Origin of the sequence: Acinetobacter sp. 12966, assembly GCF_031196995.1 — a bacterium.
Classification (GTDB): Bacteria; Pseudomonadota; Gammaproteobacteria; order Pseudomonadales; family Moraxellaceae; genus Acinetobacter; species Acinetobacter geminorum.
In genome coordinates this window covers 16,748-37,057 of the sequence record NZ_JAVIMC010000006.1, presented here as the reverse complement: position 1 = coordinate 37,057, position 20,310 = coordinate 16,748, and the positions used below count along the sequence as shown (strand labels likewise).

Sequence of the window (20,310 nt, the reverse complement as noted above, 5' to 3'; positions counted from 1 at the left end):
CAAAAAGCCCAAGTTGAACTTGGGCTTTTTAATGCCTGACTTATTTTTCTGTACTGACCTGAGTCATACGTGGAATTTTGGGTAAATCTTGTAAAGCAGGGTCAAGCTCATCTTCTTCAGCATGTACCAGATAATCAACTCGTGAACGGAGCTGTTTAAACTCAGGTGTGCTCATTAAGTCGAGTGAGCGTGGACGGGGTAAATTAACTTCAATAATTTCCTTAATTTCACCGGGGTTGGCTTTGAGTGCCACAATTCGGTCTGCCAGTAAAATAGCTTCATCCATGTCATGGGTGACAAAAATAATGGTGATATCAATGTTGTGCCATAAATCCATTAAGTGCTTTTGCATTTTTTGACGTGTGTGTGGGTCGAGTGCACCAAAAGGTTCATCCATGAGTAAAATTTTAGGTTGATTAACCAAAGCTCTAGCAATCGCAACCCGCTGTTTCATTCCTCCAGAAAGTTGGTGTGGATACTGATTTTCATATTTTTCTAAACCAATAATATTGATCCATTCGCGTGCTTGAGCTTCGGCTGTCATTTGACTAGCGCCGCGCATTTGCGGACCAAACATCACATTTTCTTTTACAGTTTTCCAAGGGAAAAGGGTATAACCCTGAAATACCATGCCGCGTTCAGGGCATGGACCCGTAATGCATTCGCCGTCTACTAAAATTTCTCCACTATGGTATGGGTCTAAACCTGCGATAACACGGCTCAGTGTTGACTTACCGCAGCCAGAAGGGCCAATCACACAAATAAATTCTCTTTTATGAATTTTTAAATCGAGCTTATTTAAAACGGTACGTTCGCTTTGACCATGCTTAAAGACTTGGCTCAGTTGTTTAGCTTCTAAAATAACAGGACGTTCATAAATTTTTTGAAAGTATTCATGCGCGTTAAATGTTGAATCGTTCATTATTTTGCTCCTACTTTCCAAGTGAACATCCGCTCACCTAACTTCATTAATAACCAATCACAGACCAGACCAATCACACCAATAATCAAAATAGCTGCATAGACATTGTCAAAGTTTTGATAGCGAGCCTGTTGGGTAATAAACCACGTAATACCCGAGGTCGTACCAATCAATTCTGAAACAATTAAATAGGTCCATGCCCAGCCCAATAGCACACGTAAGTCGCGGTAAATATCAGGTAAAGCCGCAGGAATCACCACGTGAAATAAACTTTTGAGCTTATTGGTGCCAAGCGTATAGCCAGCTTCAATTAAGCTTCGATCTACCATTCGGGTGGTATTGGCAATAATTAGAATTTGCTGAAAGAGTGTGCCAATCACAATAATGGCAATTTTAGGTGCGTCATTAATCCCTAAAATTGCCACTGCAAGCGCGCCAAATGCGGGAGCGGGTAAGTAACGGAAAAATTCAACAAACGGTTCTGTTAACAGCGATATCCGCTTAGAAAAACCACACAAAATACCCAGTGGAATCCCAATCAATGAAGAGATAAAAAAAGCTGAAAAAACCAGTTTAATACTGTGCCATAAACTTTGATGAAACCACGGTGAATCAGGTTGTTCTGGTGGTGTGGTAAATGCGGTGACCAAAGCCTTAGCGACTTCATGGGGGGCAGGTAAATAAATCGGATTAACCAAAATACCTTGTGGTGGTGCAGAATTTCGATTGACTGCATTTTGTGCTTCGATATAGAACACATTTTTATCAATGCGACTTCCTACTTGTAAGTAAGAAACACTTCCCGAACTCGTGATTTGTACTTGAGGATGCCAAACAAAAGGTAAGTAACTGATTGCGCACCAAAGACATATTGGAATCACGAAAGAACAAATACTGAGGATCAGCTTGTTCTTTCGCGTAAATTCCTTTGCAACATAACCCATATCGAGAGCTCCCCATTTTGATCAGTATTACGATTTTCATAAAACGTAATATTGTTAAGCAAAATAGGTGCCATCTTTAAGGTGCATCAGATGAGTTAAGAAGACGAGGGAACTAAAGTTTCATGTAAATACACCCAATAACATTTTTTATCTTCTACTTTAATGCAGGCCGTAGAGGTACGCACTGTCTCGGTTTCATCAGTTTGCTGATGTTCCTGATATTGTACCCAACAATAATTCTCAAATTCGTATAAAGCTATACTCTTAATAATGGTGATTTTTAAAGAGGGTTTCTTTCCAATATTTTGAATAAATAAGTTTTTAACTTCGGCTAAACCAATACTCTGACCTTGAACCGTAACCATCTTAAAATTTTGATCAAAGCTATCTAAAAGCGGGCTCAGACTTTGCTCTGCATTTTTTCCTGTAAATACATTTTCTATTAAAACATGTAGGTCAATGACACTTTGAATGGCTTGATCCATTTGATTAGGCATGGGTTTTCTCCTTTAAAATGGGAATGAGTGAAAGTAAGCAGAGTAAAGCTGCAATTAAAAAAGTATGTTGATAGCGAATCAGGTCGCTTGAGCCAGACATCAAGTTATATATCGAAATCAGAACAACAGTACCGACACTAAATGAAACTTGTCGATTAATATTCCAGAGCACACTTCCTTGTAATAAATCTTGGCCTGAAAAATCAATCAGTGAGCTAATTTGGGCAATATTGGCACTTAGACCGCCCCCCATACCCATTAATAAATAAGAAATCACTAAAAAGCTCAAAGGGCTAGTGTTTGGAATATAAAACAAAAGAAATATGCCAAAGCTATGTAAGGTTATTCCAATAATAAGAAGATACTTTTTTCCTAACTGTTGATAGAGCAGGCTGCCACTAATCATGGCTGCTAGTGCCCCAGTTGCATAGAGCAACATGAATAAACCAGTTTGTTTTGCGTTAAAGCCGAAATTAAGCTGTAAATTAAAAATATTGAGTAAATTAACGCCTGTAAAAATACCCGGAACGGCGTAATAGACAATAAATGCATTACGTAAATTTTTATTTTTTAATAACTCAAGATTAAGAACAGGATGGGAAATGTTTTTCGCATGTCGAATATAAAAAATAAGCATTCCGACTGAAATTAGAAAACTAGTTATAGCGAATGAGGCGTTATGGTAATCACTATAAAATGAAAAGGAGAGTAACAAACATAACAGACTTATATTAAAAATAACTAACCCTTTTATGTCTGGTTTTTCACTCGACACATTCTCTGTTTTTTTAATCCAGAACCATGCTAGGGCTGATGCAAGTAAAGAAAAAGGAAGGTTAGATAAGAATACCCATCGCCAATTCAATGAATCAATAATCACACCGCCAATCGCAGGTGAAAATGCAGGGGCAATAAGCGCAATTGCCATAATCATGGTAGAAATACGTTGGCGTTCTTGGTTCGGGAATAAGGCATATACGAGTGCTTGCCCGACTGGAATTAATAAACCTCCAGCTACGCCTTGAATAAATCGCCAAAAAATTAAGCTATAAATCGATTCACTAAAGCCAATAAAGCAAATGCTGATCGAAAATAACAGCATTGAATAGCACAATAACTTTTGGTTCCCAAGTTTGGTGGCTAACCTTAAACTCATGGGCATAATTAAAATGAGGCCGAGAATATACGCATTTGTTACCCAAGCGACCATGGATTGGCTAACTGAAAATGACGATGCAATATTAGGCAATGCAATTGCGGACATAAAAATGTTGATGCAATCAATAAAGAACCCAAGTAAAAACACTGTCGCTATTTTATATCGATAAGACATACCTACCTCCGTGCAGGCAGGGTAAGATTTGACTCTTTTATTGTCGATGCAAGCGAAGTAAAATCATTGTTTGATAATTTTAAACAATTGGCTTAATTGTGCAAAAAAACCTCAAGCAAATTACCAGTTTTTTACAGGTCGTTGATTCCGGCTCTTTTACCAAGGCGGCTGAAATTTTAGGCTTAAGCCGATCAATGGTGAGTATCGATATAAAACAATTAGAAAAGCAGCTCAATACAAGCCTATTAATTCGTAACACCCGTAATATTGCATTAACTGAAATTGGTCAGCATTTTTATGAAGATTTTAAACAAATCCAACTTCATATTGATGAGGCATTTGAGCGAAGCCAACACTTAGGCACAAGCATTACAGGCACTTTACGGTTTTCGTCTACCAATGAATTTGGCCAACGTTTCATTTTGCCTTTACTTCCTGAGTTTTGTCGGCTTTATCCACATTTACGTTTACAGTATTCTTTTAATTCATCTCTCGATGATTTAGTGACTGAAAAATTAGATCTGGTTATTCGACTAGGGAATTTAAAAAACTCATCTCTAAAAACTCGAAAAATTGGGGAATATCCAATTTATATTGTTGCTACTCCACAATTTATACAAAACCATCCCGTAGAAAATATATCTGATTTAGCAAATGTTCCGTGGATTGGTCACACATTATTGAACTGGCAAGATTCACAATATATTTTGGAAAATAGTTTAGGTGAGCAATATTCATTACCTTTTATTCGAAGTCAGTATGAATCAAACTCGGTAACAGCCATTCATCAAATGGCTCTCTCATCTTTAGGTATTGCGATTTGCCCAGCATGGTTAGTTGATGAAGATATTCAACAAAACCGGTTAATTCGATTATTTCCCGATTTCTCATTACCGCTACAAAATATTCAATTACTTTATCCTAATACTTCTAATTTATCGGCCAAAACGAGAGCATTTATAGACTTTTTAGTAGCCCATCTTTCTTTTAGATAAGCTAAAAAGTATGTAAGTCATGGAAGATAAGCTATTTTATATAAATAGACAATTCTGTCTGTTTTTTATAAAATATCGATGATTATGACTCAGTTTTTATAATAATGATGTCCCATAAAATATTTCAAATTTTAGATAGTTTAGGGTTGGTCGCACAGAACCGCGTTCTTCATGTGCAATTTTCCAACGCATCATTAAACAATCAAGTTTTCTTACAACGCATCGAGGGCGAGCATACGCTCAACCAGAGCTAAGAAAAAATGCTAAATCAGTTAAACAAAAAAACTTTTTTAATTTGTCAAAAATACAACCAACTTTTCCTTTAGATTTAGCAGAAGAATTAAATGAAAGAATTAATATGTCTTATGAGGAATATAAAAAAAAGAATACTCATATTGTAAAAAAAACAAAATATCTTAAGTTTAAAAACTATGCTTTATATAGATTTATTGATAGCGCAGGGAATGGGATTCCAATTGTAGATTATCAAATCTTTGGACAAGGTCAGGATAAGCCCTTGGTTAATTTGAAACCTGGCCCACCTGATAAAAAAGGCTATACTCAATTAGCTTATACGCATTTGAAGAGTAGAGTTACATATACTTTAGGATCTAGTAAAAAAAATAGTGAATGGTATGAACCAATAACTGAGCATCCATTACAAATGGTTCAGGAAATGTTAGGTGTGCAGCCTAAAAATGAATATGAATAAAGATTGGTAAAGACATATGTTTAAAGCTGAAAAAGTCCTGTGGGGCGAAGGTTTATTTTTAAGACCTCAACATTTCCAAATTCAAGATACGTATCATGAACAACGTCTAAATCATACGGTTCGCTCAGTTGTGCCTTTTTCGTATGGCATTCAAAAGTTAAGTTTCGATGAAGCTCAATTGAGCACGCATATTCTTGCTCTTGAGTCTGTAGAGATGATTTGGCAAGACGGTGAAATTTATCAGGCACCTGCATATGATCTATTGCCTGAACCAATTTTATTAGATGATCTTAATTTACGTGGTGAGATGCTAATCTATTTAGCATTGCCACTTTTACAAGCAAATAAGCAAAATCTAATTGATCAAAATCAAGCGCAAAAGGGTAGATATCAATCTCACCTTGTCGAAACGCATGATCTATTTACGAATGCTACCGAAGCAGATATTAGTTTGCTACGCCGCCGTGCTGTTTTTAAATTATTAGATATTCATAGTAATCCAGACCATAATTTAGATGGTTTCTTATATCTGCCGATTGGAAAAATTAAGCGTCAAAGCTCTGGTGCTTTTGAAATTGATCGAAAGTTTATTCCGCCAATTTTGCATGTGGATGCCTCAGAATCACTCATTTCAAACTTAAAAAGAACACTGAATGTGATTAAGGCAAAAATTAAGACGATTCAGACCAATAACCGAGAAAATGAACAGAAACTAATTGAATTCCGTTCAGGTGATATTGTTTCTTTCTGGTTAGTGAATGCCCTAAATACGGCTCATGCTGGCTTGAATCATTTTGTGCAATATCCACAAATCCATCCAGAACGGTTGTTTTTCGAATTATTGCGTTTAGCAGGTTCATTATTAACTTTCTCGACAGCGTATGATGTTGATCAGTTGCCTGCCTATAAACACCATAATTTACAAGAAAGTTTTTCGCAGTTAGACACAATTCTACGCGATTTACTCGATACGATTATTTCGAGCCGTTACATCAGTATTGCACTTAAAGAAATCCGCCCTTCATATTGGGTGGGAAGTCTTGAGACCGATAAGATTACTCGAGATACTCGACTTTATATTGCCGTATCAAGTAGTGCTATGCAGACACATGAGTTGATTCAGATTGTACCTTTACGATTCAAGATTGGTAGTACTTTAGATGTAGAGCAGCGTGTAGTTGCTGCATTACCTGCAATTCCATTGCATCACTTGATTCAGGTTCCAACAGCGATCCCTGTACGTTCTGGTGTGAGCTATTTTGAAGTCGAACCGCATCACGAGCTATATCAGCGCATGTTAGATTCAGAGACGATTTGTATTTATGTTCCAGCTGGATTCCAAGATATCAGTATTGAACTGATTGCGGTTATGAACGCTTAAGGGTAAAGGAGAGAAAAATGTCACAATCCACAGGTGCTCCTTCTTTATTTGACGATGGGCAAATTGGAACGGGTGGGAATAATAATAGCCAGTCTCAAGCAAAACTACAGGCAATCAATCTTATTGATTTATTGCATGATGGCTTTTATTTGGTTTTTTTGATTCGAAATCAGTACGTGCCGGCAGACGCTCAGCAGTTTCGTGAAAAAATCTTAAATTTACTCAATCAATTTGAGCAGCAAGCCAAAAAATTGCAATTTTCAGCGGATGATATTCATGATGCTAAATACGCATTTTGCGCTTTGATTGATGAAACTATCGTAACGCAACAAGACCCAAGCTATTTTAATTTGCAAAATGCTTGGTTAATTAGCCCATTGCAATTGAGCTTGTTTGGTTCTCAGTTAGCCGGGTATCGTTTCTTTGAAATATTGGAACAATTGCGAAGTCGTGGAAAAGAACGTCTAGCTGCTTTAGAAGTATTTCATTACTGCCTTTTGCTCGGTTTTCAGGGTAAGTACCGAATTGAATCTATTGAAAGTCTCAACCACCTAGTATCAAGAGTGGGTGATGAAATTGACTATTTAAAAGGGAAAAAAGTTGCGTTTTCGCCGTTCTCGGCAATTCCCGATCAAATACGAAATATTATTCATCGCGAAGTACCTTTTTTTTGGATTTTGATCTTTTTATTAATTTTTGCATTACTTACCTTTGCAGGCTTAAGATTTATGCTCAACAATCAAAATGATAAAGCATTATCTAACTATCAAAATGTGATTTCTGCTCCTCAAGAGCAAGCACATATTACAATTTATTTACCTTGATAATGGAACGAAATGGCTCAGGAAAAACCAACTTCTATTCGAGTTCTACAATCGAATAAAAAAAAGCCGAAATCACCAGTACTCTATATTGTGATTGGTGTGATTGCAGGGGTGTTTGTCAGCATCTCGCTATTCCTGTTCTTGTCTCAACCGAGTTCGCCAGAATCAGCAGCAATTGAGAGTAAATCAACGGAAGAGCAAATTTTAAATCAAGATGCTGTAGATTCTTCTGATGAACAAAATCAGGTCGCTGTAAGTCAAGACAACGAAACAGATTCAATGAGCCGTGATGGCTTTGAACAGCCAAAAGATAATGAGTTAAGTAATATTTTTAAACCTGTTCCGCATAAAGCTGTTGCTACCAACGAACAACGAGTTTCACCATTTGATGAACAGCTAACAGGTGAAAAGAAAGTTCATGTTGTACCTAAACTACAGACAGGTGCAGCTAAAACGGCTCAGCCCAAAATACAACCAGCTCAGCAAAAACCTGTGAGTAAGCCGCCGCAACAACAAGTGGCGCAGGCTAAACCAGTAGTTGAGAGTAAAGCTCCAGCCGAACCAGAACCTGAGGTTGAGCCGCCTAAGGCATCGGTAGATATTAAAATTACACGAAGTCCTTTTGCCGTGAATTAATGAACTGATGATGATCTTTCTCATTTTCTTTTGCTTTACATGTTTGGCAATTGGTTTAGCGTTTTTAATGTCTTATGAACTCAGGAGTAGAAGCAAACATTTTGTTTTGTCATTACTGCCCCAAGGGCGTAAACAGCTTAATCAGGTTAAACAATTTGCTCAAACCATGAATCAGGCAGCTGCTCCTGAAAAATTACAATCTCATTGGCATTTACAGCAATGGTGGATTGTAATTGCAGGCTTTTTCTTGTTTGCCAGTATATTAGTTTTTGCTTTTACTCGTCCGATTAGTTCAACCCGAATTGAAGCTGAATATCTGAAAAAAACAGATCCTCAAATTTATGCACTTTTAAATGGTGAAATATTATCGCCACCGCCAGAAGTAGATGAAAGCCTAATTGAAGCCGCAATTGTTGAGGCCACGCAGTTAGAGCAGCAATATTCGTCTCAAAATAGTGGAGCTATTAATTCTTCACCGATTGATAACGCCAGTTTCGATGGTCGAGCTATTCTGGACACAAATTTAGTTGATCGTAAATGGGACAAAATGAACCCACGATATAAACAGCGTTTACTCATGGTCTTTAAAATCATGAAAGAACAATATGGTTATGAGTTGGTTCTATTAGAAGGCTATCGTAGCCCAGCACGTCAGAATATGTTGGCGGGCAATCCAAATACGACTAGAGCGAGAGGTTATCAAAGCTATCACCAATTTGGTTTAGCTGCTGATGTAGCATTTAAACGAAATGGGAAAGTGGTTATTTCTGAACGAGATCCGTGGGCAATGCAAGGCTATCGATTATATGGGCAAGTCGCCGAATCGGTTGGTTTGACTTGGGGTGGACGTTGGAAATCTATCCAAGATTATGGGCATACTGAGTTCCGAATGCCGGGCTTGAGAAAAACTCAAGAAATGGCAGAAAAACTTATTGCTGAAAGTTCGAATGATATAAGTTAAGAAATTAAGGATTTTCTATGACTTCTTCTTTGAAACAGCTCACTTTATTTAATCAAGGCTTAGCAAAAACCAGTCGATTTGCAAAAGGCATGGATGGAACTTTACAGGCTATTGAGCATTTAGGATATGTGCAAATTGATACCATATCGGTTGTAGAGCGAGCTCATCACCATATATTGTGGAGCCGAGTACCTGATTATGAGCTAAGTCATCTCAATAGTTTGGTTGGTGAGCGGCAGATTTTTGAATATTGGTATCATGCGGCGTCTTATCTTCCTATGAAAGATTATCGCTATGCACTCCCTGCCATGATGTCTGTGAGGAAAGGGGAAAGCCGTTATTTCAATAGAGGTGATCAACATCTTATGAATGAAATTTTGGCACGTGTTCGTGCTGAAGGAAAAATTCGTCTCCGTGATATTGATAAAAATAATAAAAAGAGTTTGGGAAACTGGTGGAATACCGGACCAGGCCGCCGTGCTTTTGAGCAGTTATATATGCAGGGTGACCTGATGATCTGTGAGCGTAACGGAATGGAAAAGGTCTATGATTTGACAGAGCGTTGCTTGCCTGAAAATATTGATTTAAGTATTCCTACGCTTTGTGAATATGCGCAGTATTTGTTTAATAATACGCTTCGAGCGCATGGTGCATTTACATGGAAACAATTAGTTCATCTAAAGAAAAATGATCTAAAAGAAACTATGCGCATCATTCTGAAAGAGCATATTGATGCAGGGGTTGTATCAGCAATTAAACTTGAGAATGGTCAAACTTTATATGTTGATGTTGCTGCAATAGAACAAAAGGTTAGTACTGATTTTGGTTTAAAAATACTTTCACCTTTTGATAATTCTCTTATTCATCGTGACCGTTTAGCTTCTTTATTTGAATTTGATTACCGCATTGAATGCTATGTACCAGCGGTTAAACGAGTATATGGTTATTTTTGTTTGCCGATCCTATATCAAGATGAGTTAGTCGGCCGAGTAGATTGTAAAGCACATCGTTCTATCAAAGAGTTAGAAGTGATTAGCCTGCATCTAGAAAAAACAGTAAAAAATAAGGAGCTCTTCTTCTTCGAACTGGAACAAGAGCTCAAGCATTTTGCAGCGTTTAATCAATGCTCAACTATTAATGACGAAGTGATTAAGCGTATTTGTACTAAAATTTAGACACCAAAAGAATTAAAGCTTTGGGTGTTGTTACTTTTTAGTTTAAAGGCATACGATATTCAATAATTCCTGGTTTTTGTGCAATCCAGTCATAAAGCTTTTGCGCTGTTACATTGGTTTCTTGGGTATGCCAATATAAACGGTCACAGTTGTGTTTGATTGCTTGCTTCTGCACATATTCAATGAGTTGCTTACCAATGTGTTGCCCACGAACTTCAGGTGAAACATACAGGTCTTCTAGATAACAGTAATTATCTTCTGCCCATGTTGAACGATGAATAACATAGTGCACAATTCCTAAAACCTGCTCACCTTGTTTGGCAACGGCACAGTACATAGGTTCATTCTCATCGAAAAAACGTTCCCATGTTACTTTTGTGACATGAAGGGGTAAATTCACCTGATAAAAATTTTGGTAAGCAAGCCAATATTTTTCCCATTGTGAATAATTTTGCTGCTGAACAGGAACGATTTGAAGACCTTGATTTTGCATAATAATTACACTCTGTTTTAAAGTAATAAAAAATCGACAACTAGAGTGTAGTTTTGATAGTGGTATTTTTATAAGATACACTTTTGATATTTTTCACAGTACCAGTTTTGATATGGCAGCTCCGATTTCTGCATCTTTTCCACATTTAATTTTGCCAAAAGGCCAGATTAAAGATGGACTATATACCGCTTTGCGTGATGCAATTTTAGATGGAAGGCTAACTGCTGGAACAAAGTTGCCTTCAAGTCGTGCCTTGGCAGAGATGATGTCAATTTCAAGGAATTCTGTATTGGCGGCTCTTGAACGATTACTGGATGAGGGATATTTATTTACTAAACCAAGTTCGGGTACTTATGTTGCTGAGGTTGTGCCAGATCAGTTAATACATGTTCAAAAAAATTCAAAAGAAACGTCAAAAAATACTCATCGTTCCTTAAATATTAATCCAAATCTTGAAGCTTTATTGGATTCATGGCGCAAGCAGTCATGGTTAAGTAAAAAGAAAAAGATGTTTCATGTAGGGGTAGGCTGTATTGATTTATTTCCTCATCAACTGTGGGGCAAGTTATTAACGCAAGCTTGGCGGCAGTCCTATTATCAGCTTGGTCAATTTTACGACCCACGTGGCTATCTACCTTTGCGTCAGGCAATTTCTGAATATGTTCACTCCACACGAGGGCTAAATTGCAACGAAGAGCAAATTATTATTGTAAACGGAACGCAGCAGGCTATTCATTTAACGGCCTATGCCTTACTTCAAGCAAATGATGAAGTGTGTTTGGATGAGCCGGGATATGATGCAGCTTTTAAGATTTTTCGAAGTTTTGGTGCGCAGGTAAATTTGATCGAAAGTGATGAGGAGGGAATGCAAATCTCTGACATTACAAATCATTACTTCAAAAGCAAACTCGTTTATACGGCACCTTCACATCAGTTTCCTTTAGGGGGAACTTTAAGTTTAGCTCGCCGTTTTGCTTTATTAGATTGGGCAAACAAAGAAGAAAAATGGATTTTTGAAGATGATTATAATAGTGAGTTTCGCTATGGCACACACCCAATTCAAGCACTACAAGGTTTAGATCAGCAGCAAAGAGTGATTTATTCTGGCACTTTTACCAAGATGATGTTTCCGGAGTTTCGTTTAGGGTTCATGGTTGTACCTGAAATATTAATTGAAACCTTTAGTGCAGCTAAATACTATACTGATGTGCGAAGTTCATATTTAGAGCAGGTCGCTTTAGCTTTATTCATTCAACAAGGCCACTATGCTCGACATGTACGTAAAGTTCGAAAAGCATGCTATGAGCGTCAACAAGTATTGATTAACGCTATTAATGAATACCTCTCAGATGTACTCGATGTTCAGCCAACAGATTCAGGCATTCATCTTATATGTTGGTTAAAAGCACCATGGACTGAGCAGGAGTTTATTTCTTATTGCTCGGCATTGGATTTGGAGATTCAACCTCTATCAAGATATTGTCAACTTGAGTCGAAAAAAGCAGCAGTTCTGTTGGGCTATGCGGCGCATCAACCTGAGGAAATGGTAGAAAATATTAAGAGACTAGCCATCAGTATCAAAAAGTAAAATAGCTAAACTTTTCAAAATCATATCTGGATTTTAGAGTGATTTTATTTTTAATGAGAAGGGCAAAATATTTATTCGATTTTAATATTTTGATGAAATTTTAAAAAATGGAAAAAATTAAATTTAAAAGATTTATTAATCTTATTTTAAGCTAACTTCATTATTCTAATAATATCAAAGCTCAGTACAGTACACCTTTTGGCCACATTCTCCAGATGTGGCCTTTTTTTATTAGGAATAAATATAGCTTAGAATGAATTAATTTTTTAAGGAGAATAAGATTTAATCTTCTTCCATGGCATTACTATAAAACTTAACACCTAGTTTAATTCGGTCTCGACCATTACTCATACGCCAGCGATTGGTATCACGTAAAGAATATACACAGCCACAATATTCCTGTTGGTAGAATTCCTCTCGCTTACTGATTTCAATCATTCGACTAGAGCCACCATTTTTTCGCCAGTTATAATCCCAATATTGAATATCTGGATAATTGGATGCTGCCCGAATTCCACAATCATTAATTTGAGCCATATTTTTCCAACGAGAAATTCCTAACGAACTACTGATGAGACTAAAGCCGTGTTCATGTGCATAAAGGGCAGTTCGCTCGAAACGCATATCGAAACACATGGTACAACGAATGCCGCGTTCTGGTTCATCTTCCATACCTTTAGCTCGAGCAAACCAATTATCCGTATCATAATCTGCATCGATAAATGGAATATTATACTTTTCTGCAAAACGAATATTTTCTTCCTTACGGATGAGATATTCTTTTACCGGATGAATATTAGGATTATAAAAAAATATCGAAAATTTAATTCCAGAATCAATTAATGCTTCCATAACTTCTCCTGAACAAGGAGCACAACAAGAATGAAGTAATAATTGATCATGTCCAGATGGGAGTTCTAATTTTAAACGTTGAGTTGACATAATAAAAAATTAAATTGCAATTCTAATGATTATATATTTTTGTTTTGTATAATGTGAACTGAATTATTTTCAATTAAACATGAAATTAATTTAAATATCTTAAAATTTATTTATTAATTTATTTGTGGTTTAGTTGAATATAATGAAATAATTAGATTATTAAATATTAAAATTATTTGTATAGGCGCTTTTAAATTTATTAACCGAAATACTATATAGTAATATAAAATATGGATAAATTTAATATTTTTTAAAATAATAATATTAAAAAATAGCTAGGTAAGTTATTGATGTTTCTAGATATAATTTGAAATCTTTACGTTTTTATTGTGATGTCTGTCACAAATAAACCTTATTTTTTCAATTAAAATATTTCTTTAGATTTGTAGCTTTAATAAATCTATACTATAAAATTCGGTGAGTTTTTAAATTTAAGTGTGTGATTATTTAAGATATGAAAGATTGGCAATGTAAGTATTGTAATGGTTACATTATGGTTAATCATACAAAGATCAGCGTAGGAGAAAGAGTTTACTTTTTGGTATATAAATTTGATGCAAAGAATGAACGGAAAAAATTATATAAAAAGGGAATTGTAGTTGCTCGCTACGATCATATACTTCACATTGAGTCACGTAAAAAAACTTATAAGATCGAACAAGCTAAGGTTTATCCATTAGGAGCACCAATGCCTTTCGTTTACAACATGTTTTGGATTTGCGGGTGCCCATGTACCTTACAAAATTAATTTCTTAAATTTAAATGTCAGCAGCTCATTTTATAAATTTAATTGAATTAATAATCGTATCAAATTTATTTTCACAGCTTTTATAGAAAAGTTAAGAGCGATAAGCTCATAAAAGTGGCTTTTAGCAGTTAAGGTGTTTGGATTTTCATTTGACAAAAACAATAGGCTCTCTTATAAACCTTGAGTAAAGTTGAGGTTAATCATGATTAGTGAAAATAAAAAAGCTGATCCTAGTCGAGTTTTGACTGTGGGGGAAGTTGCCAAAAGAAGTGGAGTTTCTGTCTCTACCTTGCATTTTTATGAAGCTAAAGGGCTTATAAAAAGTATAAGAACCAATGGTAATCAACGCCGTTTTCCCTTAATCGTTTTAAGATATATTGCGATTATTAAAGTTGCTCAAAGAGTAGGAATTCCTTTAAATGAAATTAAAGAGGCTCTTAGCGCATATCCTATAGGAAGCAAATTAACAGCTAAACAGTGGAAAGAGTTATCAAGCCATTGGCGAAAAGATCTCGATGATCGTATTCAAAAATTAACCAGACTTCGTGATGAAATGGACTGGTGTATTGGTTGTGGTTGCTTATCACTAGAGCAATGCCCTTTAAGAAATCCAGAAGATGTTTTGGGGCAAGAGGGATCTGGGCCACGAATTTTGGAAAGGCCTTAATTGCAATATTTCAATAATTATTTTTAGGAGGGAATATCTTAAATTCCAATAAATTAGATATATAGTTAATAGAACTTCTAAGTGAGTTTTTTATTGTAAACATGTCACATGGAACATGAATTTTTTTGATATCTTTAGTTTTTTATTAAGAAGCAAAAAATTTATGAAAAAAATTATCTTTCTTGGTTTAGCGCTTGTTTCGATAACGGCTTGTTCATCTGTACAACATAAAGATCCAACTCCACCAAAAATTGGTTCACCAAATCCAGCTAGTCAATATTGTGTTGAACAAGGTGGGAAATTAGAAATCAGAAATGAAGCAAATGGTCAGGTTGGGTATTGTCATCTACCAAATGGCCAAGTCGTGGAAGAATGGAAATTATTCCGTGATAACCAAGCGAACTGTGTAGCAGAAGAAGCTCAAAAATTAGTCGGTCAATCAGGCCTTACTGATGATCAAATTAAACAAAAAACTAAATCAGAAATTGTGCGTAAAGTGGCTCCAGGTCAACCAATGACTATGGATTATCGTACAAACCGAGTTACAGTTACTATTGATCCTGCTTCTAAGAAAATTACTCAAGCAACCTGTGGTTAATGTGTGTAATTAAAGTTTGGTAAATCAAATTTTAAAGAAAAGAGCCTGCCGAAATGTGGGCTTTTTCTATTTTAATTTTCGGAATAATGGATAACGGGATACTCTTTTTGTTGTGGCAGCAGCTGTAAAGCTTGATTAATTTTGATGAGAAAAAGATCCACTTTGTCTTGGCCTGGATTGTCGGTGTTGTATGATGCTCTTTCTTGATAGTTAATTCCACATCCAATGATTTTCATATTTGCAGGATTAAAGCTCCAATCATTTTTATTCTTGATCGAGATATCTAAATCACTATCACATTCTTTCCAGAGTTTTAAAAATTGATTGGAATATACAGCCGGAGCTTCTTGTGCTCGGTAGACTGTAAATCCTTGCATTTCGGAATTAGCAAACTGAAGGAGATGATTGGTAGGCATTCCTCCCCAAAGTATAGCGGTATCTTTTGGTAGTTTTATTCCTGTTATATGTTCTTCTTTAAGTGGTGCAGTTTGCTCATCTTTCTGTTTGGACTTTTGAGATTTATAAACCAGTTTTGTTCCAACAGGAACTGCTACACCTTTGACTTGAGTGATCTGTGTTGTATAGAAATAAGGCGAATCATCACGGTTACAGCCTGTCGGGTTATAACAACCAATACAACCACTTAACAATAAAACCGGACAACTTAAAATACTTAATTTGAAAACTCGATCAATTTTTCTTGTCTTTAATTATGTCTAGAAATTTAATATATCAGTATTTAAATCAATAATAAAAAAAGCCCCTAGCGGACTAGAGGCAGAAAAACATCAGATGCAAGAACAGGTGAATTATGCATCTGAGTTAAGTAGGTTGTATCAAACCATGTAGAGCACTTTACCAGCAAAAATGAATAAAAATAGGGAGGTGCGACTAATGGCTAATATTTGTAGTTGTTTATTTGTACAACTTCGTGTAGCTGTTTTAATAAAGGGGGGCTTTTATAGTGATTGTTCAACCGTTGTCTTTTTGTGCTACTACCGAAGAGTTATTCGTGATTTGTACTTGGCTTAATGATAATTTTAGAGCTATCCGAAAGGACACAATAATGACGAACATACGAATAATAATGAATCGAAGGTAGGACCACGTGTTTATTAGTGTATTTGATCTTTTTAAAATTGGCATCGGCCCATCTAGCTCCCATACAGTTGGACCCATGCGTGCGGCATACAGTTTTGTGGAAGATTTATTGAAGCAAAACGATTTACAAGCAACGGTTAGAGTTCAGGTGAAGTTATACGGTTCGCTATCGGCAACTGGTGTTGGTCATGCGACAGATAAAGCTGTTCTGTTAGGTTTAATGGGTTTTGACCCTGAACATATCGATACCCAAGTAAGCACAAGCTTGATTGAGGATGTTCTTGAAAATAAAACGATCCAACTCGATCAGCAAAAGACTATTTCTTTTGACTATAAGCATGATGTGCTTTTTTTAGATGAATCTTTGCCTTATCACCCCAATGCAATGGAGTTGATTGCCTATAACGAGGCTCAAGAAATTTTATATGCGGAAACGTATTATTCAATCGGTGGCGGTTTCATTGTCAGTCAAAGACAATTAACACACACCCAAACTGCAACCAACGACGTTAAGGTTCCATATCCATTTCACAGTGCGGCTGAACTTTTAAGCTTATGTAAGACTCATCATTTATCTGTGAGCGAGTTAATGCTTGAAAATGAAAAAAGCTGGCGAAGTGAAGCTGAGATTCGTAGCAAGATTATGGAAATCTGGAAAGTGATGCAGCAGTGCATTCACAACGGATTAATTAATGAAGGAATATTACCAGGCGGATTAAACGTAAAACGTCGGGCTAAAAAAATTCACGATAAGTTATTAAATAAGAAAAACTCAAACCTGATTGTGACGACCTTTCATGCCATGGAATGGGTTAATTTATTTGCCTTAGCGGTAAATGAAGAAAATGCTGCTGGCGGTCGAGTAGTGACGGCACCTACAAATGGGGCTGCAGGAATTATTCCGGCAGTTTTATATTACTACGTGACTTTCTCTAAAGACTTTTCAGAAGACAAAGTGGTTCGCTTTTTTCTAAGTGCGGCAGCCGTCGGCATTTTATGTAAACTCAATGCTTCTATTTCTGGTGCAGAAGTAGGGTGTCAGGGCGAAGTCGGCTCGGCGTGTGCGATGGCTTCGGCGGGTTTAGCCGAAATTTTAGGTGCCTCACCTGAGCAAGTGGAACATGCGGCTGAAATTGGGCTTGAACATAATTTAGGTTTAACGTGTGACCCGATTGGTGGTTTGGTTCAGGTGCCTTGCATTGAACGAAATGCAATTGCAGCCGTAAAAGCCATTAATGCAGCCCAAATGGCGCTTCATGATGAAGGCGAGCATTTTGTGACATTAGATAAAGTGATTCAGACCATGAAAGAAACAGGCAGAGATATGTCTGAGAAATATAAAGAGACTTCAAAAGGTGGCCTTGCTGTTAACGCAATTGAGTGTTAAAAAAATGAGATGGGGACGAGGTGACCCCATCTCATTTTAACCATTAAGCCTCGCGAGCAACTAAGGTTAAAATGTCGTAGGTTGCGACAAGTTCACCACGTTGGTTTTTGACTTTAATATCCCATACCACAACGCCATGCGCAGGTTGAGATGGGTCTTTTTGTGGTTTAGGTGTTTTTTGTTTACAGGTGAGTTCAACTTGGATTGAGTCACCAATTTTAACCGGTTCAACAAAGCGTAAGTTGTCCATACCATAATTGGCAATCACAGGGCCTTGTGCTGCATCTACAAATAGACCTGCTGCGGCAGACACAATGAAGTAGCCGTGTGCCACACGTTCACCAAAGAAAGACTCGGCCGCTGCGATTTTGTCAGTATGTGCATAGAAGTAGTCACCGCTTAAACACGCGAAATTAACAATATCTGCTTCGGTGACTGTACGGCGCGCTGTTAATAAACGTTCACCAATCACTAACTCATCAAAAGACTTTTTAAATGGATGTACGCGGTCTTCATTAACTTTTGAGCCAGCAGTCCATGAGTGGGTAATTTGGGTCAGACTGTTTGGAGAGCCTTGAATTGCAGTGCGCTGCATATAATGTTTAACCGCGCGAATACCACCTAACTCTTCACCGCCACCTGCACGGCCAGGGCCGCCGTGTACTAAATGTGGAAGTGGTGAACCATGACCTGTACTTTCTTTTGCTGACTCTGCATCGAGTACATGCACACGTCCATGCCAAGGCGCAATTTTTTGAATAATCTGTTCAATATTCTCATCGTTATTTTTAACGACAGAAGCCACTAAGCTACCTTCACCACGTGAAACAAGGTCAGCTAGTTCTTCAATGTTTTGATATTGCATGAGTGTACATACAGGACCGAACGCTTCTGTGGTATGAACATTCGTCGCTTGTAAAGGCTGTTCGCACACCAATAAAGTTGGAGCGAAAAAAGCACCTTTTTCAGGATGATCTGCATTAAATGTAAAACTATCGTTGCCACCAAAAACAATTTTTGCATCTTTGCTGAGTTCGACAACCTTTTCTGCAACGTCATGTTTTTGTTTAATACTAGCTAAAGCACCCATGGTGGTTTCTTCTTTTTGAGGGTCACCCACCACAACTTTAGCAAGTTTGGCAGTTAGCTTTTCTTGCGCAGTTGCTAACAAGTTTTCAGGAACAAATGCACGACGAATAGCAGTACATTTTTGTCCTGCTTTGGTGGTCATTTCACGGAAGACTTCACGCACAAATAAATCGACAGTTTCTTCATTTGCCTCAGGGCTTAAAATTGCACTGTTTACTGAGTCGGCTTCCATACTAAATGGAATCGAATATTTATTGAGGTGAGGGTGGTTACGTAGTTTTTGGCCTGTGTAGGCAGAACCTGTAAAAGTCACGCAGTCTTGTGGGCCTAACTGTTCTAACAGGTCATAAGTCTGACCGCAAATGAGTTGTAGCGAACCTTTCGGTAGCACGTGTGCTTCTTCAATGGCTTTTACAACTACTTGAGTTAATTGGGCACCGTCGGTTGCAGGCTTAACAATACATGGCACACCAGCAAGTAACGTCGGTGCAATCTTTTCAAGCATTCCCCAAATTGGGAAGTTAAATGCGTTGATGTGAACGGCAACACCTGCTTTAGGACTTAAAATGTGCTTAGCACCGAAAGTTCCATTTTTAGATAATTGAATCCAGCTATCTTCGGTAATAATTTTTTCGTCATTAAGTTCACGGCGAACCAAACTTGAATAAGCAAATAATGTCTGGATACCGCCTTCAATATCAATCCATGCATCTTTACGAGTTGCACCTGTTGCATAAGCAAGTTTGTAAAACTCTTCCTTACGTTCAAGTAAATATTGGGCAATTTGTTTTAAAGCATTAGCGCGTTGATGAAACGTCCAGTTAGCCAGTTCTGAACCATTTTGTTTGGCATATTGAACAACACGTTTCATATCTATGCCATGACTACTTACGGCATAAATCGCTTCACCTGTAATAGCATGATAAACAGGGCGCAGTTCTTCACTGGTCGAATGCCATGTTCCATAGACATAAGAAGCAAGATGAGGCAGTTGATGCTCAGACTGCTGAAAATCTGTGTCAGTTGAGGTTCCTTCTAGGTGTGCTTGTTCAAGCATGACCAAACTCCTTTTTTATTTGATACATCAATTATAAAAATTGCAAAAATATGATTCATAATTTCAGATTAATTTGTCTAAAAGTCAACTTTATTTTGATTTTAAAACGTAAAAATATTTTTTATTTTTAATTAATATTTATTAATTTCAAATATTTAATTCTTATTTATTTGTTGGATTTAATTTGATACTAAAAAAGTGATTGACTTTGTTTTTAGTGTATCGAAAAATAGATTCAAGGGTGATGCCTACAGGGAATG

At 36.9% G+C, this 20,310-nt stretch carries 19 protein-coding genes and 2 pseudogenes; 13 read left to right on the top strand and 8 right to left on the bottom strand.

The features are described from left to right. Positions 1-40: 40 nt before the first annotated feature. The 4 genes from RFW85_RS00210 to RFW85_RS00195 all read right to left on the bottom strand — a co-directional run bounded on the left by RFW85_RS00210 (position 41) and on the right by RFW85_RS00195 (position 3,696). The gene (locus RFW85_RS00210; protein ID WP_309171013.1) at positions 41-922 is read right to left on the bottom strand and encodes an ABC transporter ATP-binding protein; all 882 of its coding nucleotides are present in this window, start codon (positions 920-922) and stop codon (positions 41-43) included. After that, positions 922-1,866 (bottom strand): ABC transporter permease, encoded by a 945-nt coding sequence (locus RFW85_RS00205; RefSeq protein WP_309171012.1) that lies wholly within the window; start codon positions 1,864-1,866, stop codon positions 922-924. The genes RFW85_RS00210 and RFW85_RS00205 overlap by 1 nt, the downstream gene beginning before the upstream one ends. 95 nt (positions 1,867-1,961) lie before the next feature. Beyond that, positions 1,962-2,363, bottom strand: a complete 402-nt coding sequence (locus RFW85_RS00200) for a hypothetical protein (protein ID WP_309171011.1) — start codon at positions 2,361-2,363, stop codon at positions 1,962-1,964. Further along, positions 2,356-3,696, bottom strand: coding sequence for an MFS transporter (locus RFW85_RS00195; RefSeq protein ID WP_309171010.1), 1,341 nt, complete (start codon positions 3,694-3,696; stop codon positions 2,356-2,358). Before RFW85_RS00195 ends, RFW85_RS00200 begins: the two co-directional genes overlap by 8 nt. 98 nt (positions 3,697-3,794) lie before the next feature. Here RFW85_RS00195 and RFW85_RS00190 point away from each other — a divergent pair, with 98 nt between their 5' ends. From RFW85_RS00190 to RFW85_RS00160, 8 genes and pseudogenes are all read left to right on the top strand, one after another. After that, a complete protein-coding gene (locus RFW85_RS00190) occupies positions 3,795-4,691 on the top strand; it encodes a LysR family transcriptional regulator (protein ID WP_309171009.1) in 897 nt (298 codons plus the stop codon). Between the two features lie 104 nt (positions 4,692-4,795). Then, a pseudogene (locus tag RFW85_RS20010) lies at positions 4,796-4,939 on the top strand (hypothetical protein); the annotation flags it as partial. Between the two features lie 338 nt (positions 4,940-5,277). Continuing rightward, a pseudogene (locus RFW85_RS20005) lies at positions 5,278-5,403 on the top strand (type VI secretion system protein TssA); the annotation flags it as partial. A 16-nt stretch (positions 5,404-5,419) separates the two neighbouring features. Continuing rightward, a complete protein-coding gene (tssK, locus tag RFW85_RS00180) occupies positions 5,420-6,784 on the top strand; it encodes a type VI secretion system baseplate subunit TssK (RefSeq protein WP_309171008.1) in 1,365 nt (454 codons plus the stop codon). 17 nt (positions 6,785-6,801) lie between these two features. After that, positions 6,802-7,608 (top strand): type IVB secretion system protein IcmH/DotU, encoded by an 807-nt coding sequence (gene icmH, locus RFW85_RS00175; RefSeq protein WP_002114531.1) that lies wholly within the window; start codon positions 6,802-6,804, stop codon positions 7,606-7,608. Between the two features lie 12 nt (positions 7,609-7,620). After that, entirely contained in the window at positions 7,621-8,244 is a 624-nt protein-coding gene (locus tag RFW85_RS00170; protein WP_309171007.1) for a hypothetical protein, read from the top strand. Positions 8,245-8,251: 7 nt separating this feature from the next. Beyond that, positions 8,252-9,205 carry a M15 family metallopeptidase gene (locus tag RFW85_RS00165; RefSeq protein ID WP_309171006.1) on the top strand — a complete coding sequence of 318 codons (954 nt, stop codon included), beginning with the start codon at positions 8,252-8,254 and terminating at the stop codon, positions 9,203-9,205. Between the two features lie 17 nt (positions 9,206-9,222). Continuing rightward, positions 9,223-10,380, top strand: coding sequence for a DNA glycosylase AlkZ-like family protein (locus RFW85_RS00160; protein ID WP_309171005.1), 1,158 nt, complete (start codon positions 9,223-9,225; stop codon positions 10,378-10,380). Positions 10,381-10,417: 37 nt separating this feature from the next. Here the strand turns inward: RFW85_RS00160 and RFW85_RS00155 are convergent, their stop codons facing one another. Next, positions 10,418-10,873, bottom strand: coding sequence for a GNAT family N-acetyltransferase (locus tag RFW85_RS00155; RefSeq protein WP_309171004.1), 456 nt, complete (start codon positions 10,871-10,873; stop codon positions 10,418-10,420). Between the two features lie 112 nt (positions 10,874-10,985). Between RFW85_RS00155 and RFW85_RS00150 the strand changes: the two genes are divergently transcribed. Continuing rightward, positions 10,986-12,461: a PLP-dependent aminotransferase family protein gene (locus RFW85_RS00150; RefSeq protein ID WP_309171003.1), complete on the top strand. Its 1,476-nt coding sequence runs from the start codon at positions 10,986-10,988 to the stop codon at positions 12,459-12,461. A gap of 282 nt (positions 12,462-12,743) precedes the next feature. On the opposite strand, the gene RFW85_RS00145 is transcribed toward RFW85_RS00150, so the two are convergent. Continuing rightward, positions 12,744-13,403, bottom strand: coding sequence for an epoxyqueuosine reductase QueH (locus tag RFW85_RS00145; RefSeq protein WP_309171002.1), 660 nt, complete (start codon positions 13,401-13,403; stop codon positions 12,744-12,746). A 454-nt stretch (positions 13,404-13,857) separates the two neighbouring features. On the opposite strand from RFW85_RS00145, the gene RFW85_RS00140 reads away from it, so the two are divergent. From RFW85_RS00140 to RFW85_RS00130, 3 genes are all read left to right on the top strand, one after another. Then, positions 13,858-14,151 (top strand): hypothetical protein, encoded by a 294-nt coding sequence (locus tag RFW85_RS00140; RefSeq protein ID WP_309171001.1) that lies wholly within the window; start codon positions 13,858-13,860, stop codon positions 14,149-14,151. 202 nt (positions 14,152-14,353) lie between these two features. After that, positions 14,354-14,818, top strand: coding sequence for a redox-sensitive transcriptional activator SoxR (soxR, locus tag RFW85_RS00135; protein ID WP_309171000.1), 465 nt, complete (start codon positions 14,354-14,356; stop codon positions 14,816-14,818). A 163-nt stretch (positions 14,819-14,981) separates the two neighbouring features. Beyond that, complete coding sequence (locus tag RFW85_RS00130; RefSeq protein WP_309170999.1) at positions 14,982-15,416, top strand: I78 family peptidase inhibitor; 435 nt, start codon at positions 14,982-14,984, stop codon at positions 15,414-15,416. Between the two features lie 71 nt (positions 15,417-15,487). Here RFW85_RS00130 and RFW85_RS00125 read toward each other — a convergent pair whose 3' ends face one another. After that, positions 15,488-16,111, bottom strand: coding sequence for a hypothetical protein (locus RFW85_RS00125; protein ID WP_309171071.1), 624 nt, complete (start codon positions 16,109-16,111; stop codon positions 15,488-15,490). A gap of 413 nt (positions 16,112-16,524) precedes the next feature. Between RFW85_RS00125 and RFW85_RS00120 the strand changes: the two genes are divergently transcribed. Further along, positions 16,525-17,904: an L-serine ammonia-lyase gene (locus tag RFW85_RS00120; RefSeq protein WP_309170998.1), complete on the top strand. Its 1,380-nt coding sequence runs from the start codon at positions 16,525-16,527 to the stop codon at positions 17,902-17,904. Between the two features lie 43 nt (positions 17,905-17,947). Here the strand turns inward: RFW85_RS00120 and paaZ are convergent, their stop codons facing one another. Then, positions 17,948-20,050: a phenylacetic acid degradation bifunctional protein PaaZ gene (gene paaZ, locus RFW85_RS00115; protein WP_309170997.1), complete on the bottom strand. Its 2,103-nt coding sequence runs from the start codon at positions 20,048-20,050 to the stop codon at positions 17,948-17,950. Positions 20,051-20,310: the final 260 nt, after the last annotated feature.

Excerpts from the sequence above, each read along its gene's own strand:
- RFW85_RS00150 (WP_309171003.1), top strand. The coding sequence starts at position 10,986 with ATGGCAGCTCCGATTTCTGCATCTTTTCCACATTTAATTTTGCCAAAA.
- RFW85_RS00145 (WP_309171002.1), bottom strand. The coding sequence starts at position 13,403 with ATGTCAACTCAACGTTTAAAATTAGAACTCCCATCTGGACATGATCAA.
- RFW85_RS00205 (WP_309171012.1), bottom strand. The coding sequence starts at position 1,866 with ATGGGTTATGTTGCAAAGGAATTTACGCGAAAGAACAAGCTGATCCTC.
- soxR (WP_309171000.1), top strand. The coding sequence starts at position 14,354 with ATGATTAGTGAAAATAAAAAAGCTGATCCTAGTCGAGTTTTGACTGTG.
- RFW85_RS00130 (WP_309170999.1), top strand. The coding sequence starts at position 14,982 with ATGAAAAAAATTATCTTTCTTGGTTTAGCGCTTGTTTCGATAACGGCT.
- icmH (WP_002114531.1), top strand. The coding sequence starts at position 6,802 with ATGTCACAATCCACAGGTGCTCCTTCTTTATTTGACGATGGGCAAATT.
- RFW85_RS00165 (WP_309171006.1), top strand. The coding sequence starts at position 8,252 with ATGATGATCTTTCTCATTTTCTTTTGCTTTACATGTTTGGCAATTGGT.
- RFW85_RS00195 (WP_309171010.1), bottom strand. The coding sequence starts at position 3,696 with ATGTCTTATCGATATAAAATAGCGACAGTGTTTTTACTTGGGTTCTTT.
- RFW85_RS00200 (WP_309171011.1), bottom strand. The coding sequence starts at position 2,363 with ATGCCTAATCAAATGGATCAAGCCATTCAAAGTGTCATTGACCTACAT.
- RFW85_RS00155 (WP_309171004.1), bottom strand. The coding sequence starts at position 10,873 with ATGCAAAATCAAGGTCTTCAAATCGTTCCTGTTCAGCAGCAAAATTAT.
- tssK (WP_309171008.1), top strand. The coding sequence starts at position 5,420 with ATGTTTAAAGCTGAAAAAGTCCTGTGGGGCGAAGGTTTATTTTTAAGA.
- paaZ (WP_309170997.1), bottom strand. The coding sequence starts at position 20,050 with ATGCTTGAACAAGCACACCTAGAAGGAACCTCAACTGACACAGATTTT.
- RFW85_RS00210 (WP_309171013.1), bottom strand. The coding sequence starts at position 922 with ATGAACGATTCAACATTTAACGCGCATGAATACTTTCAAAAAATTTAT.
- RFW85_RS00160 (WP_309171005.1), top strand. The coding sequence starts at position 9,223 with ATGACTTCTTCTTTGAAACAGCTCACTTTATTTAATCAAGGCTTAGCA.
- RFW85_RS00140 (WP_309171001.1), top strand. The coding sequence starts at position 13,858 with ATGAAAGATTGGCAATGTAAGTATTGTAATGGTTACATTATGGTTAAT.
- RFW85_RS00170 (WP_309171007.1), top strand. The coding sequence starts at position 7,621 with ATGGCTCAGGAAAAACCAACTTCTATTCGAGTTCTACAATCGAATAAA.